Annotated in this window: 23 protein-coding genes; 11 read left to right on the plus strand and 12 right to left on the minus strand. The window is 43.4% G+C overall.

From position 1 onward, the window contains the following. The first annotated feature begins 88 nt into the window (after positions 1-88). Both DIU38_RS25795 and DIU38_RS25800 read left to right on the plus strand, forming a co-directional pair. Positions 89-1897, plus strand: a complete 1809-nt coding sequence (locus DIU38_RS25795; RefSeq protein WP_149354177.1) for an ABC transporter permease — start codon at positions 89-91, stop codon at positions 1895-1897. Between the two features lie 106 nt (positions 1898-2003). Further along, a complete protein-coding gene (locus DIU38_RS25800) occupies positions 2004-2537 on the plus strand; it encodes an ABC transporter permease (RefSeq protein WP_149354178.1) in 534 nt (177 codons plus the stop codon). A 146-nt stretch (positions 2538-2683) separates the two neighbouring features. Here DIU38_RS25800 and DIU38_RS25805 read toward each other — a convergent pair whose 3' ends face one another. From DIU38_RS25805 to DIU38_RS25815, 3 genes are all read right to left on the minus strand, one after another. Beyond that, positions 2684-2935, minus strand: coding sequence for a LytR/AlgR family response regulator transcription factor (locus DIU38_RS25805; protein WP_167516283.1), 252 nt, complete (start codon positions 2933-2935; stop codon positions 2684-2686). A 109-nt stretch (positions 2936-3044) separates the two neighbouring features. Beyond that, the gene (locus tag DIU38_RS25810) at positions 3045-3233 is read right to left on the minus strand and encodes a LytR/AlgR family response regulator transcription factor (protein WP_149354180.1); all 189 of its coding nucleotides are present in this window, start codon (positions 3231-3233) and stop codon (positions 3045-3047) included. Between the two features lie 136 nt (positions 3234-3369). Next, positions 3370-4518 (minus strand): sensor histidine kinase, encoded by a 1149-nt coding sequence (locus DIU38_RS25815; RefSeq protein WP_112655936.1) that lies wholly within the window; start codon positions 4516-4518, stop codon positions 3370-3372. Between the two features lie 232 nt (positions 4519-4750). Between DIU38_RS25815 and DIU38_RS25820 the strand changes: the two genes are divergently transcribed. Beyond that, the gene (locus DIU38_RS25820) at positions 4751-5677 is read left to right on the plus strand and encodes a GLPGLI family protein (protein ID WP_167516285.1); all 927 of its coding nucleotides are present in this window, start codon (positions 4751-4753) and stop codon (positions 5675-5677) included. Further along, entirely contained in the window at positions 5674-8349 is a 2676-nt protein-coding gene (locus DIU38_RS25825) for a TonB-dependent receptor (protein WP_112655932.1), read from the plus strand. Before DIU38_RS25820 ends, DIU38_RS25825 begins: the two co-directional genes overlap by 4 nt. Positions 8350-8374: 25 nt before the next feature. Here the strand turns inward: DIU38_RS25825 and DIU38_RS25830 are convergent, their stop codons facing one another. Further along, positions 8375-9076, minus strand: a complete 702-nt coding sequence (locus DIU38_RS25830) for a Crp/Fnr family transcriptional regulator (protein WP_112655930.1) — start codon at positions 9074-9076, stop codon at positions 8375-8377. A 49-nt stretch (positions 9077-9125) separates the two neighbouring features. Continuing rightward, positions 9126-9359: a hypothetical protein gene (locus tag DIU38_RS25835; RefSeq protein ID WP_090533632.1), complete on the minus strand. Its 234-nt coding sequence runs from the start codon at positions 9357-9359 to the stop codon at positions 9126-9128. A 167-nt stretch (positions 9360-9526) separates the two neighbouring features. Between DIU38_RS25835 and DIU38_RS25840 the strand changes: the two genes are divergently transcribed. After that, positions 9527-11383 carry a chloride channel protein gene (locus tag DIU38_RS25840; protein ID WP_112655928.1) on the plus strand — a complete coding sequence of 619 codons (1857 nt, stop codon included), beginning with the start codon at positions 9527-9529 and terminating at the stop codon, positions 11381-11383. 257 nt (positions 11384-11640) lie between these two features. Then, the gene (locus tag DIU38_RS25845) at positions 11641-11922 is read left to right on the plus strand and encodes a DUF4242 domain-containing protein (RefSeq protein ID WP_091173310.1); all 282 of its coding nucleotides are present in this window, start codon (positions 11641-11643) and stop codon (positions 11920-11922) included. Between the two features lie 74 nt (positions 11923-11996). Here DIU38_RS25845 and DIU38_RS25850 read toward each other — a convergent pair whose 3' ends face one another. The 4 genes from DIU38_RS25850 to DIU38_RS25865 all read right to left on the minus strand — a co-directional run bounded on the left by DIU38_RS25850 (position 11997) and on the right by DIU38_RS25865 (position 18754). Further along, positions 11997-13091 (minus strand): phosphatidylinositol-specific phospholipase C1-like protein, encoded by a 1095-nt coding sequence (locus tag DIU38_RS25850; protein ID WP_112655926.1) that lies wholly within the window; start codon positions 13089-13091, stop codon positions 11997-11999. Positions 13092-13169: 78 nt separating this feature from the next. Then, the gene (locus DIU38_RS25855) at positions 13170-14786 is read right to left on the minus strand and encodes a RagB/SusD family nutrient uptake outer membrane protein (protein WP_112655924.1); all 1617 of its coding nucleotides are present in this window, start codon (positions 14784-14786) and stop codon (positions 13170-13172) included. A gap of 21 nt (positions 14787-14807) precedes the next feature. Beyond that, positions 14808-17801 carry a SusC/RagA family TonB-linked outer membrane protein gene (locus DIU38_RS25860; protein WP_091173302.1) on the minus strand — a complete coding sequence of 998 codons (2994 nt, stop codon included), beginning with the start codon at positions 17799-17801 and terminating at the stop codon, positions 14808-14810. Positions 17802-18133: 332 nt separating this feature from the next. After that, positions 18134-18754 (minus strand): hypothetical protein, encoded by a 621-nt coding sequence (locus tag DIU38_RS25865; RefSeq protein WP_146752296.1) that lies wholly within the window; start codon positions 18752-18754, stop codon positions 18134-18136. Between the two features lie 370 nt (positions 18755-19124). Here DIU38_RS25865 and DIU38_RS25870 point away from each other — a divergent pair, with 370 nt between their 5' ends. Then, entirely contained in the window at positions 19125-20297 is a 1173-nt protein-coding gene (locus DIU38_RS25870) for an MFS transporter (protein ID WP_112655920.1), read from the plus strand. Positions 20298-20361: 64 nt separating this feature from the next. Here DIU38_RS25870 and DIU38_RS25875 read toward each other — a convergent pair whose 3' ends face one another. The 3 genes from DIU38_RS25875 to DIU38_RS25885 all read right to left on the minus strand — a co-directional run bounded on the left by DIU38_RS25875 (position 20362) and on the right by DIU38_RS25885 (position 22365). After that, positions 20362-21402, minus strand: coding sequence for a DUF4097 family beta strand repeat-containing protein (locus DIU38_RS25875; RefSeq protein ID WP_112655918.1), 1041 nt, complete (start codon positions 21400-21402; stop codon positions 20362-20364). Positions 21403-21487: 85 nt separating this feature from the next. Next, entirely contained in the window at positions 21488-21871 is a 384-nt protein-coding gene (locus DIU38_RS25880; protein WP_112655916.1) for a VOC family protein, read from the minus strand. Positions 21872-21879: 8 nt separating this feature from the next. Next, complete coding sequence (locus DIU38_RS25885; RefSeq protein ID WP_112655914.1) at positions 21880-22365, minus strand: peptide deformylase; 486 nt, start codon at positions 22363-22365, stop codon at positions 21880-21882. Between the two features lie 157 nt (positions 22366-22522). Here DIU38_RS25885 and DIU38_RS25890 point away from each other — a divergent pair, with 157 nt between their 5' ends. The 4 genes from DIU38_RS25890 to DIU38_RS25905 all read left to right on the plus strand — a co-directional run bounded on the left by DIU38_RS25890 (position 22523) and on the right by DIU38_RS25905 (position 24723). Then, entirely contained in the window at positions 22523-23095 is a 573-nt protein-coding gene (locus DIU38_RS25890; RefSeq protein ID WP_112655912.1) for a Crp/Fnr family transcriptional regulator, read from the plus strand. A 109-nt stretch (positions 23096-23204) separates the two neighbouring features. Next, positions 23205-23738 (plus strand): YceI family protein, encoded by a 534-nt coding sequence (locus DIU38_RS25895; protein ID WP_112655910.1) that lies wholly within the window; start codon positions 23205-23207, stop codon positions 23736-23738. Between the two features lie 27 nt (positions 23739-23765). Then, complete coding sequence (locus tag DIU38_RS25900; RefSeq protein ID WP_090533605.1) at positions 23766-23984, plus strand: tautomerase family protein; 219 nt, start codon at positions 23766-23768, stop codon at positions 23982-23984. Positions 23985-23988: 4 nt separating this feature from the next. Further along, the gene (locus DIU38_RS25905) at positions 23989-24723 is read left to right on the plus strand and encodes an SDR family NAD(P)-dependent oxidoreductase (protein WP_112655908.1); all 735 of its coding nucleotides are present in this window, start codon (positions 23989-23991) and stop codon (positions 24721-24723) included. The last annotated feature ends 53 nt before the right edge of the window (positions 24724-24776 follow it).

The following is a 24776-nucleotide window of genomic DNA, read 5'->3' on the forward strand; positions in this document are numbered from 1 at the left end:
ACATTGACCATATAAAGAATCTAATTAAACCTATGCGGAATGCCGCCGCTAAACCTTAACATCAACCTCACATATCAATACTACAGCCATGATCAAAAACTATTTCAAAGCAGCGCTTCGCAATTTCCGGGCGCACCGTTTTTTTACTTTCGTAAATATAGTGGGATTGGCTATTGGTGTAAGTGCGGCCCTGGCTATTTATGTAATCGTAAGTTTTGATCTCAGTTTCGATAGGTTTCACAACGATAATAACAGGATTTACCGGGTCGTAACGGATTTTTCATACATGGATAAGGTAGTAGCCAAATTGGGCATGGTAAATGGCCCGCTTCCCGCGGTAGTAAAAGCAGAGGTAACTGGTATAAAAACTGCTACCCGCTTTTTAGAAATGAAAAACACTGATGTGCAAGTCCCCGATGAAACATCAAGTCCGGTTAAATTCAGAGGTGAAAGCAGTATTGTGCTGGCTGATGATGAATACTTTAACCTGTTTAATTACAAATGGTTGGCAGGCTCGCCAACTACGGCACTTCGAGAGCCCTACCAGGTGGTACTTACCTCTGCTCAGGCCAGGAAATATTTCCCCAATGCTCCTTACAACCAATTGCTGGGCAAAACGATCATATATGACAGCATCAAAACAACCGTTTCGGGCATAGTTCAAACTCCCGCTCAAAATACCGATTTTTATTTTAAGGATTTTATCTCCTATCCAACCTGCCTGCATAATGCCAATTTGAAAAACATGACCCGTTTAACCGAGTGGCCGGGTGTGGTGTGGCAATTATTCATTAAGATTGATAAACATGCAAATGCCACCGACATCGAAGCGCGGATCAATGGGTTGCTGAAAAAATACAATAAGGAACTAAGGCCCGGAGACGACCAGACTGAACATTTGCAATCATTCCGCGACCTGCATTTCGACCCGGTATATGCCAATTTTGAAAAAGGGAGGCGGGCAAACAAGACTACGCTATATAGTTTACTCATTGTTGCCGGATTTCTGTTATTGCTCGGATCCATTAATTTTATTAATCTTTCAACAGCGCAGGCGGCACAGCGGGCCAGGGAAATTGGGATCCGTAAAACTATGGGCAGCAGCAGATGGCAGCTAATTGTACAGTTTTTGAGCGAAACTTTGGTTATCACGCTTGTTGCCATCTGCATAGCCATGGTACTGACACCGGTGATACTGAAATTCTTTGCAGATTTTATGCCTCCGGGCGTATCTGTTAATTATTTTGATAGCAACCTGTTGCTGTTTTTATTCACACTCCTGATAACAGTAACCCTACTGGCCGGATTGTACCCCGCAATTATCCTTTCCGGGTACCGGCCGGTATCTGTATTGCACAACCTGCCAAACAAAGATACAGGCAAGAGCAGCGGAACGTTGCTCCGAAAATCGCTGTCAGTTACGCAGTTTATAATCGCCCAATTTTTCATCATGATAACGTTACTGGTTAATAAACAGGTTTTTTATGCGCTGCATAAAGATATGGGCTTCAGTAAAGATGGGATCATCAACATAAGTACTCCTCTCAATACGATAAATACTAACAAACAACAGTTATTTAAAGATAAAATAAGTCAGATCCCCCAGATCGACTTAATGAGTATCGGAAGCGAGCCGCCTGCTGATGAAAAGATCGGAGTATGGGAAGTAACTTATAACGACGGAAAAAAAGAAGTTAAAGCAACGCTGCAACAACGAAACGGCGACGAGAATTACCTTAAAGTTTATCGCATAAAATTATTAGCCGGCCGTAACCTGCAACCGGCAGATTCACTGACTGCCGTACTGGTAAATGAAAAGTATACCCATATGATAGGTTTTCAGAACCCGCGGATGCTGTTGGGGCATCTTTTGATTATGAAGGCAATAAGAGAATGATAGTTGGCGTAGTTGCTGATTTTTATCAGAAATCACTCCGGGACCCAATCATGCCCATGTCTATACAAACCCGCATTACCGGTTTAATGATCGGTTTTTCCATATCTTGCTAAAGCCTCAAACTACCGGAAATAATGATTGGAGCAATGCCATCGGCAGAATGAGAAAAGCCTGGACGGAGGTTTATCCAGATATTGAATTTGATTATCATTTTTTTGATGAAGAGGTAGCCCGTTTTTATGATAGCGAACAGCGCACATCGAAATTACTTGGCTGGGCAACCGGACTGTCTATATTAATCAGTTGTTTGGGCTTACTCGGCCTAACCATTTTTAATACCAACAGGCGCACACGGGAAATTGGTATCAGAAAAGTACTTGGCGCGTCGGTAACACAAATAGTAAAGCTATTGTCGTCAGAGATAGCCAGATTAATTATTTTATCTTTTATGTTGGTTATGCCATTTGCCTGGTTCGCAATGAATAAATGGTTACAAAGCTATGCGGACCGTACGCCAATAAGCTGGTGGATATTTGTTCTTAGTGGAATTGGAATGTTGTTTGCCGCATTTTTAACATCAGCTTTTCAAACAATCAGGGCGGCTTCCTCAAATCCGGTAAAAAGTTTAAGAAACGATTAAAATGCCGTTTGTAAAACATTCTTCATTATTCTTTCAAAAACCAGTTTGTATTTAGTGGTGTCAAGCAACTATTAAAGTCAGAAATTTCTAAACATTAAACCTTATATCCCCTGAAGTAAATGCCGTCGTATTTTACAGTAGAGACATTATTTCAACCCCAGTCTGCTCCGCAGAAGATCCCGGTAAGTGCTGCCTATCGGGATTTTTTCGCCGTTAATAATAAGCTGATGTACTTCGATCATGGTAATATGTTTAATAGCTACCACATACGATTTATGCACCCGTAAAAAATCCGCTGCGGGCACGAGGTCAAAAATATCCCCCATATTTTCACGCACCAGGATATTTCTGTCTTTAAGGTGAATGGTGATATAATTACCGTCTTTTTCCAGATACAAGATCTCATCTACTTTAACCTGGTAAGTTTGCGGACCGCTTTTGATAAAAACGGTGGCTCATCCTCTTTGCTTACTCCATTTTTTGAAGATAGCGCTGCCACGGTTTTATTTATGGCTGCAAGAAAGCGCTCAAAAGTGATAGTTTCAACAGGTAATCGAGGGCGTTCAGGTCGTAGCTTTCTACCGCATAGTGACTATAAGCGGTAGTAAAAATGATCATTGGCCTGGGCGACAAGGTTTGCACCAACTGCATTCCGCTGATATCAGGCATATTAATATCGAGAAAAATGAGGTCCACCTTTCACGGTTCAGGAATTCAATCGCCTTCACCGGTTCGCGAAAGGTGGCTTTCAAATCAACCAGGCTGGTTTTAAGACAATAGCGCTCTATCACTTCAAGCGCCTTAGGCTCATCATCAATGGCAATGCAGGTTATCATTCCAGGTCAATTTCGAGTTTAACAATATATTTCCCCTGGTCTTCATTGATCTGCAGGTTATGTTTGCCAGGGTACAAAAGATCGAGCCGCCGCTTTACATTTTCGAGCCCGATGCCGCTTTTTTCATCCTCCATTTTTTTGATGGCGCTATATTTGGTATTGACACAGGTAAAGATCAGCTTATGGTCTGCAAGCACAATGGCAATATCTATCCCGGATGTTTGCCCAATAGAAACGCCGTGCTTAAAGGCATTTTCAACAAAAGGGATAAATAGCATCGGAGCGACGACGACAGTTCCCGTCTGCGCAGGGTGATCAAATATCACTTTTACCTCATCATCTGCATAACGCAGCTTATTCAGGGTAATGCAGTCTTCCAGGTATGCTATTTCTTTGTTTAGCGGCACGCCGCCTGCATTGCTGTCATAGATCATGTAGCGCATCATGCCCGAAAGTTTGGAAATCCCGTCGGCAAGCTCATCATTCCCCTTTTCCTGTGCCATCGAAAACAGGTTATTGAGTGTATTAAACAGGAAATGCGGATTGATCTGCGATTTAAGGAATTTGATCTCGGTACTCAGTTGATAAGCCTCCAGCTGATTGCGTACCAGTTCAGTTCGGGCCCATTCTTTCAAAAAGAAATAGGCTATTGAAAGCCCGGCCGCAGTTAAAAAAATAAGTAGCATGGTGAGCTGCATGTGCACCCAGTTCCCTATTGCAAAAAAGGCGTTATGATTTGGTACCAGGTGATTAAGGCCATCCTTGCCTGCTTCAAAACCAGGGGGCGGGGGCCCAATGGGCAGATTATTGCTCAATTTAGAGCCAACCAAAATATAATTGGCCAAAAAGACCAGTATAAACCAGCCTGCCGCAGTAGCGATGCCTGCAAATAAGCTTTTATACCGAAGCGCCTTTTTAAAGATCCAAAATATATTGCCGTAAAACAGCAGGGCCAAAAACGCGAGTGTAAAGCGGGAATACGGAAAAATGGTGTCTACCTCACTTCTTTCCATGATCTTTCCGTTGTGGTTTACCCGGATCTTGACCGTTGAGCTGGTTAGCGAATTCAGGGTATAGTAAACCCCTATCCAGAACGCCAGGTGGATCAGTATCTCGATGATATGTTTGACCTTGATACGGTGCATTCTTCAAAAGTATATTAAGCCCGGCTTATTCATAAATTATTGATGTTAATATAGCGAATTGCCGGCTAAACGGGCAATTTTTGAAATCCGGGCTTAAGGCCGCCGGCAATTTGTTTTCACCAGAAGCTCAAATAACAAATATCCATTTTACGCCGAAATGAAGACGCTGTTCATACCAAAGTTTTTGGTGGATTTAAAGGGCAAAGTACTATTGCTTAAAAATATCCAAATTATGAAAAAGCGATTTCTATTGTGCACAGCCCTTTTATCATGCACCATTATGGCCCGGGCACAAAAACCGGATACCGCACAAGTGCTGGTACACTACAAGTTTTCCCACATCAGGGATACCACCAACCGGGAGCACCCCTACACCGAGAACATGGTTTTGATTGTGGGTAAAAATGCCGGGGTTTACAAAAGTTATGACAAGCAGTTGCAGGATGCGCTATTCAAAAAACAGGTGCAGGAACAGGCAGCCAACTCACCCGACGGACATGTAAATATCCAACGAAGGTCATCAGGCTCGGGTACAGACTATTACCAGTTTCCGAATGGTAAAAAACTGGCAAGGAAAGAACCGCTGCTGTTCAATAGCTATCTCATAACAGATGCCATGCCCGCCATCGAGTGGAAAATAAGCGGAGATACAGCAACGTTTGGAGGCTTGCATTGCCAAAAAGCAACAGGCCATTTTAAGGGAAGGGACTATACGGCCTGGTTCAATCCTGATTTTCTGCTGCATATAGGCCCCTGGAAACTTAATGGACTGCCGGGAGTGATTGTGGAAGCTTATGATACCAAAAAAGAAGTCTATTTTAAGTTTGACGGGATTGAAAAAGCGGTCATCTCTCCGCAAAAAAGTGATCAGCCAACCGGCCCGGCCCCGGATAACCAGGGACGGATGGCCGTGATAATAGGCATGGACGACCAGGTTGGCGATCCTAATATCATCCAACTCCCTACCAATGCCATCAAAACTACTGAAAAAGAGTTTTCCAAATTGCAGGAGGCCATGCGTAAAGATCCGAATGCCTTTGCCCAGTCAATGGCGGCTGCGCAGGCGGCAAGTCAGGGCAGGCCAGCCCCAAAAATCGATATTAGGATCGGGCCGCAGCCGGTGATCAATAACCCGATAGAATTGCCTGAAAAGAAATGAGCTGGATTATAAAGTCAGTATGGTTGCTGGTTATAGGGTTACTATTTTCGGCTTACGGCTTTGGTCAAAGTATTAAGGGCACAGTGAAAGACAGCACCGGGAAACCGGTGCCTTATGCCACCATTAACCTCAAAAACGCGGCCACTAATAACATTATAAACTATACCATTACCGATACCAAAGGCGCCTACATTTTGCCGGTCCCGGCAGATACGCCCGTGAGCGGCCTGCTGGTCGAGGTACGCTGCATTGGCTATAAAAACCAAAGCAGGGGCATTACGGATTTGCAGGCCCCCGTTGATTTCACTTTGTCTGTTTCCATCAACCAATTACAGGCCGTAGTGATTAAAAGCAGCCGGCCGGTGTTGCGGACAAACGGTGATACCCTAAGCTATAAAGTATCTGATTTCAGCAGTGGGCAGGACAGGGTTATTGGCGATGTGATCAAAAAACTGCCGGGTATAACGGTTGCCGCTGATGGCAGGATCAGCTATAATAATAAGCCGATCTCCAACCTGTACATCGGTGGTGATAACCTGCTGGACGATAAATATAATATCGCTACCACTACCATTCCCCAGGAGGTGGTAGACCAGGTGCAGGTGATCCAGAACCACCAGCCCGTTAAAGTGCTCCAAAATAAAGTAGTGAGCGATGATGTGGCGCTAAACCTCAGCTTCAAAAAAGGCGCTAAATTACAGATGGTTGGGCAGGAGAGCATCGGCGCTGGCCTTCCTGGCAATTATGATGTGGATTTGAACGCCATGATGTTTAAGGATAAGTACAAGGCCATTAATTACCTTAAAGGCAATAACACAGGTAACGACCTGCAACAGGACCTGGTATCGCACAATTTTGCCGATTATATGCAGCGGATCGATAACGATGTGCCGGCCACCATGTTATCGCTTGGTTCGGTGAATGACCCGGCTTTATCACGTAACCGGTATTTATTCAATCGCTCGGGGATCCTCAATCTCAATAACCTGGTCAATTTTAAAAAGAATGTGCAGATGAAGATCAATGCTTACTATTTGCGCGATGCCCGGCGGCAGGACTACAGCCAGCACACCACCATCTTTTTACCCGGCGATACGGTACGCTATAATGAAACTCAACGTAACCGCTTCCGCCCCGACATATTGCATACCCAGTTTACGCTGAACATTAACCAGGATAAATATTACCTGAACGATGTGTTGCTGATGGATAACAACCGGTCCACCAATTACTCAGACCTGAATACAAACGGCGGCATGGTAAACCAGGTATTTAAAGATAACGCGCTGAATTTTTCTAATGAATTTAACCTGATCAAATCCTTAAGATCAAACAACATTATCCAGGCTTACTCCTATATCAGTCATTCGACTGAGCCCGAGAGCAGGACAATTGGGCCTGACTATAACAATTCAATATTTAACAATAATGTCCCCTATGCACAGTTGGTGCAAAATGTAAATGTACCTGCGTGGTATACCAATAACTATATCTCTTTCAAAATACCGTCGAACCTTATCACGCAAAGTTTCAGAACAGGGTTCAGCGTTCAATCACAAAAGTTAAACTCCGATCTAAAAGTTGTACGGGCAGATAACACGGTTAACCTTGAATCAGAAAGTTCCATCAACCATTTAAACTGGGCCAGGAAAAAACTGTATGCCGAAGCGGCTTACGATCTCCCGGGCAGCATCCTCAAAGTGAACCTTACCTTGCCGTTAAGCCTGCAGCAGATCAATTATTCGGATAGCCTGTATGCCCTGCGTAAGGGTTTAACCAGGTTATATTTCAATCCGCAGCTAAAGGTAAAATATCAAACCGGGATGGAGAACTACCTGAATTTGCTTTACAGCTACCGCAACGAGGCGGGTACCATAGAAGATATGTACCAGGGCTATATCCTGAAGGATTACCGGACACTTTATGCCAATAACGCCGGCCTTACCGAACGGCAAAACCAACTGGTGGCCCTTGGGTTTAACTACCGCAAGGCGCTAACCTTGTTTTTCGCGAGCCTGAACATGCTTTATAACCATATCGCTTCCAATAATATCGCTTCGGAAGTAATCACCAACACCCTGCGGCAGCGTGTAGTGTTGCCATATTCCAACAGTACCGATTCATGGACGGTGAACGGCACTGTCAGCAAATATTCCTTTGCATTAAAAACCACTTTCAGCGGCGGCGTGCAATGGCAAAGTAATAAGTCGGTGCAGATCCAGAATAACGCGCTGCTGCCTTTCAATACCATTTCCAGAACTATAAATGCCGGTGCTGATACCAAAGTGAATGAGCAGGTAAACTTTAGCTATAAAGTTATATTTACTCAAATCCAAAGTCATTCTGCTGTGGAGGCATCGGCTTATCATATTAACCAGTTGCTTCAGCAAGCATCGGTAAACTATAACCCTGTAACCTATTTGCAGTTCAAATTATCAGGCGAGCATTACTTTACCCGCCAGCAGGGCAATCCTGATCTCAAATACTTTTTTGCAGATGCTTCGGCAAAATTCAGGGTCGAAAAATGGAAGACCGACCTGGAGCTGAGCGCTGCTAATTTTCTGAACGTAAAAACTTATAACACGCTTTACTTATCAGCCAATACATTAACTGCCAGTTCGTACACCTTACCGGGAAGGATTATATTGCTCAAAATAATGTTCCATATTTGAGTGGTGTCAGGTTTTTTCAGACAGCCTATCCGGCCTGCTGCTCCTCTTCCGTCAGTTTCAGCAATGTGGCTTCATTTTTTATGCGGATGCTTTTGCCTGATATTTCGATGATCTCCTCATCGATAAAATCATTAATGGTGCGAAAGAGTGATTCATAAGCTGCGCCTGTAAATGAGGCCAGGTCCTGCCGGGTAAGTTCAATATTGATAAAACCATCTTCGTTAAGTCCGAATTTGTTTTTGAGCGAAATAAAAGCCTGGGCTACGCGGCCTTTAACCGGCATGTGTGCCAGGTTGCGCATCCGTTTTTCGGATTCCTGCAATTCGTTGGCAAAGAAGCGCATCAGCTTAATAACAAAGTTATTATTAACCTGCAGTGTACTTTCAAAAAAGGGCATTTCGATATAGCAAATTATACCTGCCTCAATGGCTGTGGCCGAAACCGGGTAAAACTCTGTGTTACCCAACCCGAGGTGCCCAACAATATCGCCTTCGCGGGCAAAACGGAGAATGAGCTCTTTTTCCTTATCCCACTTTTTATGAACCTTTACCGTGCCCGAATAAACAAAGTAAATGCCGGTAACGGGATCACCTTCTTTAAAGATCTGCTGCCCCTTTTTTACAACGATATTTTTCCTGGCGGCGCTGATTGCCGGGATCCAGTCGGGCAGGCAGTGTGTACATAAAAAGCAAGTCCCCAAATCGCATTTATCTTTGTTTTTCGCCATTTATTGATGTGTATTTAAGCCGGTACTGTTATAAAAACATGCTAATTTATTAAAAGCGGCGGCCTTTTGGCTGTTCCCAGGTAGCCATGTTAAAAATAACTCCCAAACTTAACAATACCGCACCGCCAAAAACAGGCCATGGAAATGAGCGGATGCCATTGATGTTAATGCTCCATGGATGGGAATCGAAAGGGTTAACGGTATTCAGGTTCCTGAATAGCAACAATCCGGCAATGATGCTTGCAGCACCTAAAACAGAAAGAATAATACTGGTAATTTTCATAACTATTGTTTGTGCAATGATTTTTATTAAAAACTAAGCAAATGTTAAATAAAAACATTGCATGTGCAATATAAAATTGAAAATAAAATTTATTTATGCTGCTTTAAGTATTACCTTTGCAAGAAAAATAATACAGTCCCCTAAAACGGAACGGGACTAATCAAAACATGGAAACAAAACAGAACGCTATCCCGGTTTCACCTTCATTAAATGATCTTTACAATTTTAAATCCGGTTTAAAAGGCGCCCGACAAATGAAAACAAGGCTGATCTTTATATCGGCACTTTGTATACTTATTGCCGGCCTTATCAGCGTAATAGCCAAAGGCCTTATCTATCTTATTAATATCGTTACCAATATCTCATTTTACGGAACGCTGGATGCCGGCTTTCACAGCCCGGCCAATAACCATTTGGGTTTATGGGTAATTGTTATACCGGCTATAGGCGGCATTATAGTAGGCATTATGGCCCTGTATGGCTCCAAGGCGATCAGGGGGCATGGCATACCTGAGGCAATGGAGCAGATCCTGGTAAATAAAAGCAAAATAAAACCGATTATAACTTTTCTGAAACCCGTATCATCGGCCATAGCCATAGGTACCGGCGGGCCATTTGGCGCCGAGGGGCCTATTATTGCAACCGGCGGGGCACTTGGTTCAACCTTTGGCCAGTTATTCAAAATATCGCCCAACGAGCGTAAAATTATTTTGGCAGCAGGAGCAACAGCGGGTATGTCGGCCATATTTGGCACACCCATAGCAGCGGTGTTTTTAGCTATTGAGCTGTTGCTGTTCGAGTTTTCGCCCCGGGCCATATTACCGGTGGCATTAGCTTGTATCACCGGAGCAGCCGGGCATCATCTGTTATTTGAAGCCGGGCCTGTATTCCCGATGCCTGATGTAGATACACCTTCAAATACGGCCCAGGCTATTTACAGTATCATTGGCCTGGTCATTGGCTTTATATCATTGGGGCTTACCAAAATAGTTTATTTTATTGAAGATAGCTTTGAAAAACTGCCTATCCATTGGATGTGGTGGCCTGCAATTGGTGGCCTGGCGGTAGGCCTGATAGGTTATTTTGCGCCGCACACCCTTGGTGTAGGATATGATAATATTATCACTATTCTTTCGGGCACATTATCATTGATGCTAATTGTGCGTTTGTGTTTATTCAAATTTCTTTCATGGGCTATAGCCCTGGGCAGCGGTACTTCGGGCGGTACGCTGGCTCCTTTGTTAACCATTGGCGGCGCGGCAGGTGCAGCTTTTGGCACACTGGTACACCTGGTATTTCCTGATGCGGGCATAAGTGTTCCAATAGCTGCGCTTATTGGTATGGCCGCTATGTTTGCAGGCGCTTCAAGGGCTTATTTAACCAGTATCACCTTCGCGCTGGAGGCCACTATGCAATCGCATGCATTACTGCCTTTGCTTGGTGCCTGTACAGCATCATTCCTGGTTTCATTCTTCCTGATGGAAAATACCATCATGACCGAAAAAATTGCCCGCCGTGGGGTATACACCCCTGATTCATACGAACCTGATTTGTTACAGGTATTGACTGTTGCCGACGTTAATAATGAAGTTGGTGAAACCTTAAAAAGCGATAGTACCATAGCCGAAACCAGGGCCTGGCTTACCGGAAATAATATTACCCAAAGTTTTTTTATAGTGATTAATAATGATGGAAGCTATGCAGGCATGGTTAGCCTGACCGACATTTATAACCATAGTATTTCTGCCGAACTCACCATAAGTAATATAACCAAGGCAAGTAAACAGGCCGTGAAGAGCAATGATCCGCTGAAACGCGTTGTGGAGATCATGGCCGAAGAATCGGTAGAGGTGCTTCCCGTTATTGCCACTGGAAATACCATAGCCGGGCAAATCTCCTATAAAGAGATCTTAAACACCTACTATCAGTACGTTGCCGAAAACAGGAAGCAAAACACACAGATCTCCCTTAAACGGCGTAGGCTTAAAATCGCTGCCCGTGGCCGCAGCAAGGCTAAATCTTAAAAATAAAAAGCGTTTGAATTAAAAAGGAACCCCGCGTGACGTAAGATCAGGCGGGGTTCCTTTTTTTTCTGAACACTCCTACCTCGTAAAAAATTAAATACGCCGAAACTGTGTTATTGCTTATTTATTCTATAGCTTTGATTTATAAAATGTTGCTACTTGTTTAGCAGCGTTTTATTTTCCATTTCTGCCAATTACACCTGTTGATTTAGCGTTGCTGTTGAACGTAATATTTAACCTTTATTAAATCATATTTTATGAAAAAATTTGTAATTGAAAGGGAGCTGCCCGGCGCCGGTAACCTATCGGCCGAGGAATTACAGGCTATTTCACAGGCATCGTGTTCGGTTGTAAATGAATTGGGAAAGCCATACCATTGGATCCAATCGTTTGTTACGGCTGATAAGATCTATTGCATCCACATTGCCGAAAGTGAAGATGTTATTCGCGAACATGCCATGAAAGGAGGCTTTCCGGTAACCAGCATTGCCGAAGTTAAAGCCATCATTGACCCAACAACAAGCACCGCCACAGTTTAATATCAATGCCGGCTGGTAACAAAAAGAGGCCCGTAGTTTTAATACCGGCCTCTATTATTTTATAGTGATGTGTTTTAGTTACCCACCGAAACAGAAGCGTTGGTTTTAAACAGCGGATCGGGTTTAAAATAATTGCCGCCTGCAAAACTGATCACATAATCAGATTTAAAATGGGTACTTTTTTTATAATAATCGGTGCTGATGATCTGTGCACCTGATTTTTGCGCTGCTATAAACGAGCTCATATCATTTGCGCGGGCTTCTTCTGTATCCGAGTCGGCACGGGTACGGATAATGTAACCTTTCTTAACCAGTTTTTGAATGGCTGCCAGGTCCTTTTTAGCATCATTCATAATGTGAATGGCGGCTTCAGGTGTGCCTGGCAATGCATCGGCAAACAATACACGGCCTTTTAACGACGGGTGACCGGCGATATAGGCGGCTCTTTTTTCGCCTTTTTCATCAAGAATAAAAATGAACTTCCCTTTGGCTGCTTTTAGCGTTGGCCAGTTATTATGCAATACGGCAGCTTCAAGGGTTTTGTAAGTACCGCGTACATCATCAGGGATAATTAGATATTGCTTGCCGAGGTTGTCTAAAATTTCTTTGTCCAGGTTATTGAAGGTTTTAGCTGTAAATTTTTCAGGAACAGTAAAGCCCGGTTTTTTTGACGGCTCGTCTTTAGCATTCATGGTAATGTAAATGGGATTATGATCAGGATGTTCATCACTCCATTTCTTCAACTCCTGCAGGCAAAGCTTAAAAGTTGCGCAATTGCTGCGGAAGTCAATATCCTCAATGTGGAATACTTTAAAGCCGGGCTCCTTCATTACACCTTTTGTGTCAAAAGCTGGCTGGCCCGGTACCCAATCCAACCCTTTAGGGTGCGCATATTTGCCCCCTTTGGTATCAGCATAAACGTCAATTTCCAAAGCGTTTAAACCTAAATTAAGCTGGTCGGTAAGACTGATGTGCTCATAATCGATCTTGCTCATACCAACCGAATCGCGCTGTTGCAAAAAACGGAACAGCTTAGGGTTGATGGCTTGTTTATAGCTATTGTGCGAGCCTATTACCTGGAAATGGTTCATTTTCTGGTCGCCTGGATTGCTCAATAGCGCAGATGCTGAAAGAATAATGCCCCCAATTAATCCGCCTGTAAGTTTCATTTTGGTAAATATATTATTGGTTTAACAAAACAAGCGCAAAAGGCCTGCCTTTTGCGCTTGTATAAAAAATGTTACTAATTAATAACCCGGGTTCTGTTTCAGGTTAGGGTTGGTTTTTAATTCGGTTGATGGAATCGGATATAACCTACGGGTCGGATCGGTGTTCATTTTCAGGTCGTCCGTTTTGCCGCCCATAACCGGTAGTGGATATTCTTTCTCGAATAAGCCATAACGGATCAGGTCATTACGGCGCCATGCTTCCCATGAAAGCTCACGCGCGCGCTCATCCAGCAAACCATCCAAATCAATTGATGTAGCAAGCTCCGCGTGGGCACGGCTGCGTAGTTTGTTTACCAAAGTAAGCGGAGTTTGTGCGTCACCATTTATGGTAGTAGGGGCAGCACCACGTAATATGGCTTCAGCTTTCATCAGGTAAATATCGGCCAAACGGAATACCGGTACATCGTTACTGTTTAAACGGGTAGCCTGGATGATGTTAACATCAGGATAGTATTTAATTGAACGTACACCTTCCGATTGCGAGGTTGTCACATCATTACCCAAATCCATTGGTTTTAAGCCGGTAAGGGTTAGTGTTGGGATAATGTTAATTTGTTTGGTTGCATTCGGAGCCGGGTAATAGACAGGTTGATTGGTGAAGCCGCCATTGCCATCAGGATAATATTGCGGTCCCGCAAGCCATGTTTTGGTACGGTCATCGCCGGGAATGTTAAAGCGGTTATAGAACTCAGGTGTGGTGCTCATGGCAATACTTAAGCCTACGTTAAAGCCGTATGCTTGCGCCAGGTAATAAAAGAAACCAAAACGGGTAAACTGGTTGCCCGGAATTTGCTGATCATAAGGAACAGCGAAAATAGTTTCATTGACTTGAGCGCCGTTGGTTGGCAAAAATATATCGCGGTATTTTGCATCCAGGAAATAATTGGTGTTGGCCTGCACGCTATCGCACATGGCAACGGTTTCCTGGTAACGGGTGGTACCCGTGTATACACCCGAGTTTAGGTACATTTTTGCGAGCAAGGCAAACACCATACCCTTTGTTGGACGGCCGTATTGTGCTACGTTTGTTGGGCCGTTGCTGCTTTTTGCGGGTAATAACGGTAAAACGGATTTTAATTCGCTTTCAATAAACTCATACACTTTAGCGCGTGGCTGATTGGTAGGTTGCGTAGTCACAGGGAAGTCGGTGATGATAGGAACGTTTCCATACAGGTCCATCATGAAATAAAGGTATAAGGCGCGCATTGCTTTAACCTCGGCAGTTGACGACGCTTTTTTTGTTGCTGACGATGGTGAGTTATTTATAACGCTGATAATACGATTACAGGTATTGATACCGCCAAAGCCCCATTGCCATACGCCTATGACATTAGGGTGGTCAAAGGTCCAGGTGTGGTAGTGCAACTGACGGTACTGCCCGCCATCGTCAAAGTTGCCATCTCGGGCAGGCAGGATAGCCTCATCGGTTGACATATCCTGCATGCGCCAGTATGGTACTGCGTAACTTGACGACAGGTTTGAATAAATGGTACCCAGTAATGCCGTATAATCAGCATCAGTAACAGGGAAATTTGACTTTACATATTGTGATTCAACAGGTACATCTAATTTTGTACATGAATATGTGCTCATGATCACAGCAATAGCGGCACATATAAAAAATGTCTTTTTCATCTTTTGTCTTTCTGAGGTTTTTTAGAATGATGCGGTTATACCTAAGCTGAACGTGCGTGTTTTAGGATAGAAATCGCGGTTATCGATACCCGGGGTTAAGCCGCCGATATTAACTTCGGGATCAACACCACGGTATTTGGTGATGATAAAAATATTATTGCCCGATGCATAAAAACGCAGGCTTTTTATGGCCTGGATGTGTGGCTTAACGGTATAACCCAAAGTAGCGTTATCCAAACGCAGGTATGAGCCGCTTTCAAGGAAACGGTCAGAGATCAGGTAGGCATTGACATCCTTAAATGATTCGCCCAAGGTAAACCTTGGGATGTTCTGCAGTTTTGAATCCGCAGGGTTATTCAATGAAGCAAGGGTGGCGTTAAGGATCTTGTTACCATAAACACCACGCACCAGGAAGTTTAAGTCGAAGCCTTTATAAAAGAAACTGTTGCTCCAGCCGTAAACCAATTTAGGCTGCGCATCATATTTAATAAACTGATCAGAAGTTAAAGGCTGGGTTGCTATTACCGATCCGTCGGCTTTTTGATAGGTACTTACACCATTGGCGTTTTTACCCATATAGTGCCACAGGTCAAATGTGCCGATAGCATAACCAGGTTGTATGATCTGACTATAATTGCCCGACTGGCCTTTACCGCCTAACTGCGCGGTTTGTATAAAGTTAAGACCGAACTGGCTGTTCGATAAGCTTTGTACAACGTTTTTATTATGCGAAACGTTGAATGAAGTACGCCATGTAAAAGCCTGTGATTTTACAGGTACCGCATTTAAAACAACCTCGATACCGCTGTTTTTGATTTTACCTACGTTAGCAGTGTAAAACGGATAGAAGTAAAGCGTGGTTGATACCGGGTAGGTATAGATCAGGTCGGATGTTTTTTTGATATAATAATCTACCGAGCCGGTTAAGCGGTTGTTGAACAAACCAAAGTCCAAACCGATGTTGGTGGTAGCAGTACTTTCCCATTTCAAATCAGGGTTATCATTACGTACCGGGCCAATGGGATTAATAATGTTACCATTGCTCAGGAATTTACCGCCGCCCGGCGGCACACCGTAAATTAACCTTGCAGTAAAGGCATCAAAACCTAAGCTGTTACCAGATACACCGTAACCAGCCCTTAATTTCAGGTCGCTGATAACCGGAACCGATTTCATGAAATCTTCGTTAATGATTTTCCAACCCGCAGAAGCCGCCGGGAAGTAACCATGGCGCTGGTTAATACCAAATGCCGATGAACCGTCTTCCCTTAACGAAGCCTGTAACAAGTATTTATCCGAAAATTCATACTGGCCACGGGCATAGAACGATACGAACCTCAACGTAGAAATATAGTTAGGGTTGAACACAATTTGCGAAAGCTGCGTTGGGTTTGACAGCGCCAGGTAGTTGTATGTTAAAGCATCATTTGAAAAGTTTTGTGTTTGCACACCAAAACCATCGTTATTACGGTCTTGCTGATAAGAGTAACCACCTAACAATTTCAATGAATGCTTACCGAATACGCGATCGTAGTTAAAATAGGCCTCAACTACGTTGCTGGTATTGGTGTAAGCACTGCGTACGGCCACTCCATTTTGATTAACATAGATACCAGATTGGCTGGTAGAATAGGTATTAACGTTATTCTGTTCTTTTTGGGTTGATCCCGATATGGTAAATTTTAAACCTTTCAGGATGTCAACAGAGGCAAAACCATTGATCAATGTTTTGTTGTTCTCTGTTTTGGTAAAGTTGTTATTTATTAATGATAACGGGTTCAAAGGACCGCTACCTGTACGGGTATAATTTTCTTTATAGGTACCATCCGGGTTAAAAGGACTAACCGTTGGCAGGTAGAATAAAATACCCGATAACACCTGGCTTTGGAAGATATCGTTGTTTTTGGTAGCACTGTTGGTAAGTGTGATACCCAATTTTAAACGATCATTAAAAAACCGCTGGTTGATATAACCTTTATAAATAGTACGTTCCAGGCTGGTATTTCTCAATATACCATTGTTTTTCATGTAGTTTACGCTTGCACCATACTCCGAATTGGTGCCGGCGCCGCCATATGAAAGATTATGGTTTTGTGAATAACCCGTACGCTCGGCCAGTTTTTGCCAATTGGTATTTGAACCATCGTCATCAGCAGCGCTTAATTTAGGCACACCGTTGTCTGTTAAATATTTACGCAGCTCGTCGCCGGTAAGTACATCAATGTTTTTTGACACGTTCTCAACGGCGCCATAAGCACTGTAAGTTAACCTTGTTTGACCGGCTTTGGCCCTGCGGGTAGTAACAATGATTACACCGTTGGCAGCACGTGAACCGTAAATAGCTGTCGACGATGCGTCTTTCAGCACGTCGATGCTTTCGATATCGGCGGGGGCCAAAAGATCGATAGAAGCACCCGGCACCCCATCAATTACATAAAAAGGTTGCTGAGCTGCACCTTCACGTAAAGTTGAGGGCCCCCTTAAAATGGTAGCAGGCTGTTTGTTAGGGTCACCGCTTTTGGTAATATTTAAACCGGCTACCTTACCCTGCAATAGTTCGGCAGGAGTGGTTAATACACCGGCATTAAAATCTTCGGCTTTAACCGAAGTAATAGCGCCTGTTACATCCTTGCGGCTTGCGGTACCATAACCGATAACTACAACATCTTTAAGTTGTTTGGTATCGGTAACCATAGTAACATTCACCGTGTTCTTTTCGCCAATAGTAACCTCCTTTGGTACCGAGCCTAAAAAGGTAAATTTAAGGACATCGCCGGCGCCGCTTGTTTTTACGGTATAGCCACCGTTAGCGTTGGTTGAAGTTGATCTTCCCGAACTTTTTACGGTTACCACTACACCGGGTAAAGGAAGATTACTTTCATCGGTAACGGTACCTTTTATGGTGCCGTCCTGTGCAAAAACCGCTGACGAGGCTATAAACATCAGCAGGAAAAGACAAATCGTTTTACTTTTTTCAAAAAAGAGCCTTAAAATAAATCTGTAGTTTTTTTTCATAGTTTTAATTAATGACAAACCCTGTTTTAATAGATGCCCAAGTTGAGATAGTAGGGCGATAATTGGTGCAAAGCAACGGTTGTTTTATTATCAGGAAATAAATATAGGGTTAACTTATCTATTAATTAAAATCAATATTGTTTTTCTTATTTACGCTGCTTTTAGCTGGTTTTCAGCTTTTTGCTATTGACAAACAAGCAGACCTTGTTAACCGGGGATTAACAAGGTTTAAATTTGGGCGTTTTGTAAAAAGGGTGTTATGAAGCGCCAGCTAAAAAATTTGACTTTTTACAATCGATCAAAAAAGATACGTTTAGAAGCAATGGCGCAATTTACCGGTTGGCCAGCGAGATCATTGTGTAGGCTCCATTGGTTTGAATAGTAAACATAAACTCGTTGTTTTGGTAAATCTTGCTTCCGGGTTTTCCATAAATTATGTCCCTGAAGTCGTGACTTTCAAGATAGTCCTGGAATGAATGATCGTGCAACACAGGACACATGTACAGGAGTTGTTCCATCCTGATGGCAAGGGCTGTTTTTCGTTTCTTATTTTCCCATCTGTCTTTATCCTGGTCAAAAACCCATCCGCTGTTGATTTTATTGAGTTCGGTAGTATAAACGCCCGGCCCTGCTTTTATAAGCAGGATCATATCGGCTGGGGTTATTTCTCTTTCGGCGGTGTTTAATTCATGCTGATGATGGTAGTATAAAGTACCCAGCGTAAAGATAGCAGCAAGGGTTAATAAAACAGACCACCAATAATTACGACGTTTATCGGGCTCAATAAATTCAGGGCATTCGTCTGGAAACAATTCATGTTTGATTATAGCAAGAGCACGCTTTGCTTCGGCACGTGTAACACCCTCTCCAATCAACAAAGCCTCAATTTCATGGTCGGTATTACCATCAGCTATCATCCATTTTATCTGCTCGGTAATTTGTTGTTTATCCATTGATAGTGGCGAAAGGTTAGGGTAGGTTTGAAATTCAAGATACATATTTTTCTAAAAGCAACATAACGTAAAATAAAAATGGAAATCATATCACATTTAAATACGAGGCATCTACGGAGCCTTTAGTTGTTTAAGATGATTTTGCTATAAACACGATACTCCTCCGGTGTTTTACAGCCTCGGCTATTTACTCCATAGGAGCATCGTGTTTATCGACAGGTCAAATCAAAATATATTGGCTCTGCAGGTGCCATGTGTCGATGATTAAACGCCCCCTGACAAAAACAGTTCTTATATTTCTAAAAACACGGTTTATAACTATTATTGTGGGCTTTTAATATCCTCCATTATAAGGGTATTTCCAAATCAAATGAAACGTATACTCCCGGTAATTGTATTTTCCCAGTTTTTTTGCACTTCATTGTGGTTTGCAGGCAATGCTGTTATGAGCGATATGGCCAAACAATTGCAGCTTGAACCGTCTTATCTGGCTTACTTAACAAGCGCGGTTCAGCTTGGCTTTATTACCGGCACTCTCGTTTTTGCTATCCTTAGCATTGCCGACAGATTTTCGCCGGTGCGGGTGTTTTTTATCTGCGCGCTTATTGCTGCTTTTATCAACGCATTGGCGTGCCTGTCGGGTACAGGTGCTGCTACAATACTGATACTAAGATATTCCACAGGTTTTTTCCTGGCCGGGATTTATCCGGTAGGAATGAAAATAGCCTCAGATCATTATCCGCAGGGATTAGGCAAAGCGTTGGGATTTTTGGTTGGGGCTTTGGTATTAGGCACATCATTTCCGCACCTGCTTAAAAGTTTAATGGGGGCATTGCCATGGCGCTATGTTATATTGTCAACTTCGGCATTAGCCGCTTTGGGTGGATGTGCTATGGTATTGCTTGTACCGGATGGCGCGGCAAGAAAACCCACACGGGCGCTGAACCCAGCCGCGTTTATACAAAGTTTTGGCAACCGACAGTTCAGGGCTGCTGCCTTCGGCTACTTTGGTCATATGTGGGAGCTTTATGCTTTTTGGGCTTTTGTGCCGGTAATGTTAACAACTTACAACGCCAGGTTCATAGCTGCCGATTTAAATGTTCCGTTGTTATCGTTTCTGATTATTGGGGCTGGGGCGCTGGCCTGTGCGGCCAGCGGCATTATATCTAAATACAAGGGTGTAAAAAATGTGGCGGTACTGGCATTAACAATTTCGTGTACTTGCTGTTTGGTATCGCCGCTATTTTTGTTTGCAGGTTCGGCTGGGGCAATGATCGGGTTTTTATTGGTTTGGAGTACGGCTGCAATCGCCGATTCGCCGTTATTTTCGACTCTGGTTGCTCAAAATGCCGATCAGCAATTAAAAGGTACCGCGCTAACTATTGTTAATTGCATAGGCTTTGCCATTACTATTATAAGTATTCAACTGATCGCGGCTTTACGAACGGCCGAAAACGCGCGATATATTTATATGCTACTGGCCATAGGGCCGGTTTGGGGATTAATGGCATTGATAAACGGGCGGAACACCAACAAGGGATAGAAAAAAGAAAAGCTCCGGATCACAAACCCGGAGCTTTTCTTTTTATTGCTTAATTATTAAATGCTTACCTGAATTTAATATTAACACTCCCTCCAGATGCCTCTGCGCTAACCGGGATGCCGCCGCCATTGTATTTGCCGCTAACCCGTTCTTTTTCCCATTGCCCGCTAAATTTGGCAACCGATGATGGAGATACACCTTCACCCCGCAGATCGAGGTCATAGCCCTGGTTTTGCGGAAGTTCGATATCAACATTACCGGCGCTTGATTCCAGTTTAAGATATTTGCCAACTTTTAGCATTTGGGCGTACAGACCGCCGCCGCTGGTTTGCGCGCTAATACTCCCTGCCATGCGTTTAAGATCAATGCTCCCGCCGGAAGTACTGGTGATGAGCTCACCGCTGATATTATTGCCGTTAACACCGCCACCACTGGTTTCGGCGTTAATATTTCCCTTTAAGTTTTCTAAAGTTATACCGCCGCCACTGGTTTCAAGCCTGATCCTGCCGTTACAGTTTTTGGCTTCGATACCGCCGCCGCTGGTTTCGAGCGAGATGTCATCGCCCGAATTGGAAACATGAATGCCGCCGCCCGAAGTATTACCGCGGATGGTACCGTAAAGCCTGTCGATAGTTAAACCGCCGCCGCTGGTGCTAAACTTTTCGTTGCCTTTTAAATTATCAAGACCAATACCGCCGCCACTGGTTTCCAGGTCGGTTGAGCATTGCTGCGGTACATAAATGCGGAATGAGATGCTCAATGAGCTTCTCCAGTTAAAAAAGTTTTGACGCTTGCTTTTGGCAATGGCCCTAACTTCATGCCCGCTAACAGAAATATCGAGGGTATAATCCTTATCAAGGCGTTTTTTGATCTCTTCTTTTGAAAGCTCACTGTTATTATTGCCTTTGATGTAAACTTCAACACGCGGAGCCTGTCCGGCTTGCCCGCTAACAACAATACCACCGGCTGATGTCCGTACTACAGCACTGGTAATAGCATCATTGGCTAATGACCTGGTGAGGTATAATGAACGGCTATCGCCATTCTGCGCTGCCGCCACAGCAGTTTGCCCGGCAAGCAGAAGGAGTACAATATATTTTTTCATAAATGGGGTTTTAATGGTGATACAACTATGACCACACTTTACCCCTATACGTTACAGGTGTTTTAATTTTTATTTAGGCAGTTCTTCAACCCAGCAAATCCCATAAATTACCAAAGGGATCTTTAAAAACGGCAACTGTGCCATATGATTCAACCTGGGGTTCACGAACGAATTCTATGTTCTCGTTCTTCATCGCATGGTAGTCCCGCCAAAAATCATCGGTCCTTAAAAAAAGGAATACACGGCCACCTGTTTGCCGTCCTATCATTAGTTCTTGTTCTGTCCCTACAGCCTTTGCTAACAGCAAGCTACATTCGAATGAACCCTTTGGCCTTACCAACACCCATCTTTTATTTTCATTGATCAGGGTATCTTCAATTAAGTCGAAATTCAATTTCTCCGTGTAAAATTGAATTGCTTCGTCGTAGTTACCTACAACTACCGTAATATGTGCTATAAATTGTTTCATGAATCAGATTATAACCGCCATTTAAACGACATGCTGTCAATAGCCCGCATGGTACATAAAATACCATTTAAATGATCATGCTCGTGCTGCATCAATTCAGACAGTGCATCGGTCATGATCCACTGTTGTTGCTGCCAGTTTTCGTCGAGATAATTTACCGTGATAGTTTTGTGTCTTTTAACTTTTACCAGCAGGTTAGGAAAGCTCATGCAATCGTCCCAAAGTTCAAAAAGTTCATCACTGGCGGCCTGTATTTCGGGGTTGATAAAAACTATCGGTTTATCAATATTCATGTAAACGAGGCGCTTCATAATGCCCAGTTGGGGAGCAGCGATAGCCCGGCCAAAGTTGTATTTTAGCCTGACCTCCTGCATTACATGGTGCAAGTCCTCAACCCAACCGCTTACCAGCGGCAATTCGTCTGGTAATACCGGCGGGCAAACCTGGTAAAGGCGCTCGTCGCCAAGCAACAAAATATCGTTCAATTTTTTCATTCCATAGTAAAACGTAAATTTATTACTTCCGGAATCATATTAATCCCTCATGAATTGCTTTAACTTTATACTAAGATCAAAATAAGCGGAAATGCGGGAAAGCTAAACATTGACTTTCTTATCCAAATAAAGTTTTTTTGCAGTTAATTTATATCCCATGCAGCCAAAAGAAATTTTAAAAGAGCACGTAGGCAAAACCGCCTCGCTGACCGACGAGCAGTTTGATTATTTCTTTTCGCATTTTACCTACAAAACATTTAAAAAAGGGCAAACTATAATCGGGGAAGGTGATAAAGTAGACTGTGAGTATTTTGTACTTTCGGGCTATCTGAAGTCATTTTTTATTAACGACGACATGAAAATGTTCATCCTGCAGTTTGCCATGCCTACCTGGTGGGCTTCAGATTATAACGCGCTTTACAGTGGTGAACGCGCTACAATTAGCCTGGATTGTATTACCGATGCCGAAGTACTTTGCCTCACCGGCCAAGACCGCGAAAAGCTTTGTAATGAAATTCACGCAAGCGAGCATTTTTTTCGCTGGCGTACCAACAAGGGCTATGTAGCTGCTCAAAAAAGGCTGCTATCATTTATGAATAACAACGCAAAACGTCGTTATGAAGAGTTACTGGCGCAGTACCCTACTTTGTACAATGTGGTTCCTAAACAATTAATAGCCTCATATTTAGGCGTTTCAAGGGAAACATTGAGCCGTTTATACCATTCTTAAAATGTGACGTACATCACATAAATAAAACGGTGTTTCAATTGTGATGTAGGTCACACAGTTTCGAGGCCATTAGTCCCCAACTTTGTATTGTCATTAAAGACATAACAAAATGGAAACTCAAAAATTTGAAATCATCAGCGCTAAAAGTAACATCGACTGGATTGGTCGTAAAGTTACAGGCGCACACAATGGTACCATCGCTATAAAAGAAGGCTCTTTAACTTTTGCAGATGGGCAATTAACCGGCGGTAAATTCGATATCGACACCACCTCTATTAAAATTCTTGACATAACTGACCCGGCTACCAACGCCCAGTTTGCAGGCCACCTTGCTTCCGACGACTTTTTTAATTCAGAAAATTATCCCGAAGCTCAATTTGTGGTTACTGCGATCAACAAAGGCAGCAACGGCACTTATCGGATCACCGGCGACCTGACCATAAAAGGTATTACCCATGCTGTAGGTTTTGATGCACAAGTTAGCCGCGCTGCCGATACGGTAAGCGCAACCGGTAAAGTTGTGGTGGACCGTACCAAATATGGTATGAGGTTTCGTTCCGGAAACTTTTTTAAAGACCTGGGCGATACACTTATCTACAACGATTTTGACCTGAATGTAAACATAACCGCAAAAGCTGTTTAAAACAGCTTTTGCTTAAAAACTAAAGCCATGCCATACGTAAAAATTGAACTGACCCGCGAAGGTGTTACCCGCGAGCAGAAACAAATCCTGATAAAGGGTGTAACCGATTTGATTACCGATACCCTGAACAAAGACCCGCATTTAACCCATGTAGTGATTAGCGAAATTGAGCTGGACGATTGGGGATATGCCGGCGAACAGACATCAGTATTAAGAGAAAGAGGCATCACTGCCGACAAGAAGTAAAACAATGAAAAAGCAAACAATAATCGTTACCGGAGCATCATCCGGTATCGGTAAAGAAATAGCCCGTTATTTTTTAGAAAAGGGCGATAACGTAGTCATCAACTCAACAACCGCCGATAAACTGGAAGCTGTTTACCAGGAGTTGGGCGCTGGCGATAACCTGGCCATGGTTGCTGGAAACGTAAGCGATAAAGCCACAGGCGAAAAGCTGGCCCAAACAGCCCTTGATAAATTTGGAAGCGTAGACGTGCTGATCAACAACGCCGGTATTTTTGAAACCAGGCCGTTTCTTGAAGTTGATGAAGCCTACCTCGACCGTTTTTTAAACACCAACCTTAAAGGTACTTACTTCACCACCCAGGCTGCGATTCCGCAAATGCTTAAACAGCATGATGGTGTGGTGATCAATATAGGTACACCATTGGTTAACCATGCTCTTGGCGGAGTTCCCATTACAGCACAAATGGCATCAAAAGGTGCAATCCACGCGCTTACTATACAACTGGCCGGCGAGTTTGGTAAAGATAATATCCGGGTAAATACCATTGCGCCCGGTACTATCCGTACCCCAATGCACGGTGATGATGCCGACCAAAGCGCAGGATTACACCTGCTGAACCGGGTGGGCGAAGTTGAAGATGTAGCCCAAATGGTGTACGCCGTTGCCAAAAACAATTTCATCAGCGGGGCCATTATCAATGTTGATGGAGGCATGGCGGCAGGCCATAATTTAAATTGAGTGTAAAATTCTTTTAGCAATTGCATTATGCCTTGCTTAGCGGCAGGCATAAT

This window comes from Mucilaginibacter metallidurans, from assembly GCF_003286435.2.
Classification (GTDB): Bacteria; Bacteroidota; Bacteroidia; order Sphingobacteriales; family Sphingobacteriaceae; genus Mucilaginibacter; species Mucilaginibacter gossypii.

Bases quoted from the DNA above. Each gene is read 5' to 3' on its own strand.
- DIU38_RS25795 (WP_149354177.1), top strand. From the start codon at position 89: ATGATCAAAAACTATTTCAAAGCAGCGCTTCGCAATTTCCGGGCGCAC.
- DIU38_RS25815 (WP_112655936.1), bottom strand. From the start codon at position 4,518: ATGCACCGTATCAAGGTCAAACATATCATCGAGATACTGATCCACCTG.
- DIU38_RS25820 (WP_167516285.1), top strand. From the start codon at position 4,751: ATGAAAAAGCGATTTCTATTGTGCACAGCCCTTTTATCATGCACCATT.
- DIU38_RS25825 (WP_112655932.1), top strand. From the start codon at position 5,674: ATGAGCTGGATTATAAAGTCAGTATGGTTGCTGGTTATAGGGTTACTA.
- DIU38_RS25830 (WP_112655930.1), bottom strand. From the start codon at position 9,076: ATGGCGAAAAACAAAGATAAATGCGATTTGGGGACTTGCTTTTTATGT.
- DIU38_RS25835 (WP_090533632.1), bottom strand. From the start codon at position 9,359: ATGAAAATTACCAGTATTATTCTTTCTGTTTTAGGTGCTGCAAGCATC.
- DIU38_RS25840 (WP_112655928.1), top strand. From the start codon at position 9,527: ATGGAAACAAAACAGAACGCTATCCCGGTTTCACCTTCATTAAATGAT.
- DIU38_RS25845 (WP_091173310.1), top strand. From the start codon at position 11,641: ATGAAAAAATTTGTAATTGAAAGGGAGCTGCCCGGCGCCGGTAACCTA.
- DIU38_RS25850 (WP_112655926.1), bottom strand. From the start codon at position 13,091: ATGAAACTTACAGGCGGATTAATTGGGGGCATTATTCTTTCAGCATCT.
- DIU38_RS25855 (WP_112655924.1), bottom strand. From the start codon at position 14,786: ATGAAAAAGACATTTTTTATATGTGCCGCTATTGCTGTGATCATGAGC.
- DIU38_RS25860 (WP_091173302.1), bottom strand. From the start codon at position 17,801: ATGAAAAAAAACTACAGATTTATTTTAAGGCTCTTTTTTGAAAAAAGT.
- DIU38_RS25865 (WP_146752296.1), bottom strand. From the start codon at position 18,754: ATGGATAAACAACAAATTACCGAGCAGATAAAATGGATGATAGCTGAT.
- DIU38_RS25870 (WP_112655920.1), top strand. From the start codon at position 19,125: ATGAAACGTATACTCCCGGTAATTGTATTTTCCCAGTTTTTTTGCACT.
- DIU38_RS25875 (WP_112655918.1), bottom strand. From the start codon at position 21,402: ATGAAAAAATATATTGTACTCCTTCTGCTTGCCGGGCAAACTGCTGTG.
- DIU38_RS25880 (WP_112655916.1), bottom strand. From the start codon at position 21,871: ATGAAACAATTTATAGCACATATTACGGTAGTTGTAGGTAACTACGAC.
- DIU38_RS25885 (WP_112655914.1), bottom strand. From the start codon at position 22,365: ATGAAAAAATTGAACGATATTTTGTTGCTTGGCGACGAGCGCCTTTAC.
- DIU38_RS25890 (WP_112655912.1), top strand. From the start codon at position 22,523: ATGCAGCCAAAAGAAATTTTAAAAGAGCACGTAGGCAAAACCGCCTCG.
- DIU38_RS25895 (WP_112655910.1), top strand. From the start codon at position 23,205: ATGGAAACTCAAAAATTTGAAATCATCAGCGCTAAAAGTAACATCGAC.
- DIU38_RS25900 (WP_090533605.1), top strand. From the start codon at position 23,766: ATGCCATACGTAAAAATTGAACTGACCCGCGAAGGTGTTACCCGCGAG.
- DIU38_RS25905 (WP_112655908.1), top strand. From the start codon at position 23,989: ATGAAAAAGCAAACAATAATCGTTACCGGAGCATCATCCGGTATCGGT.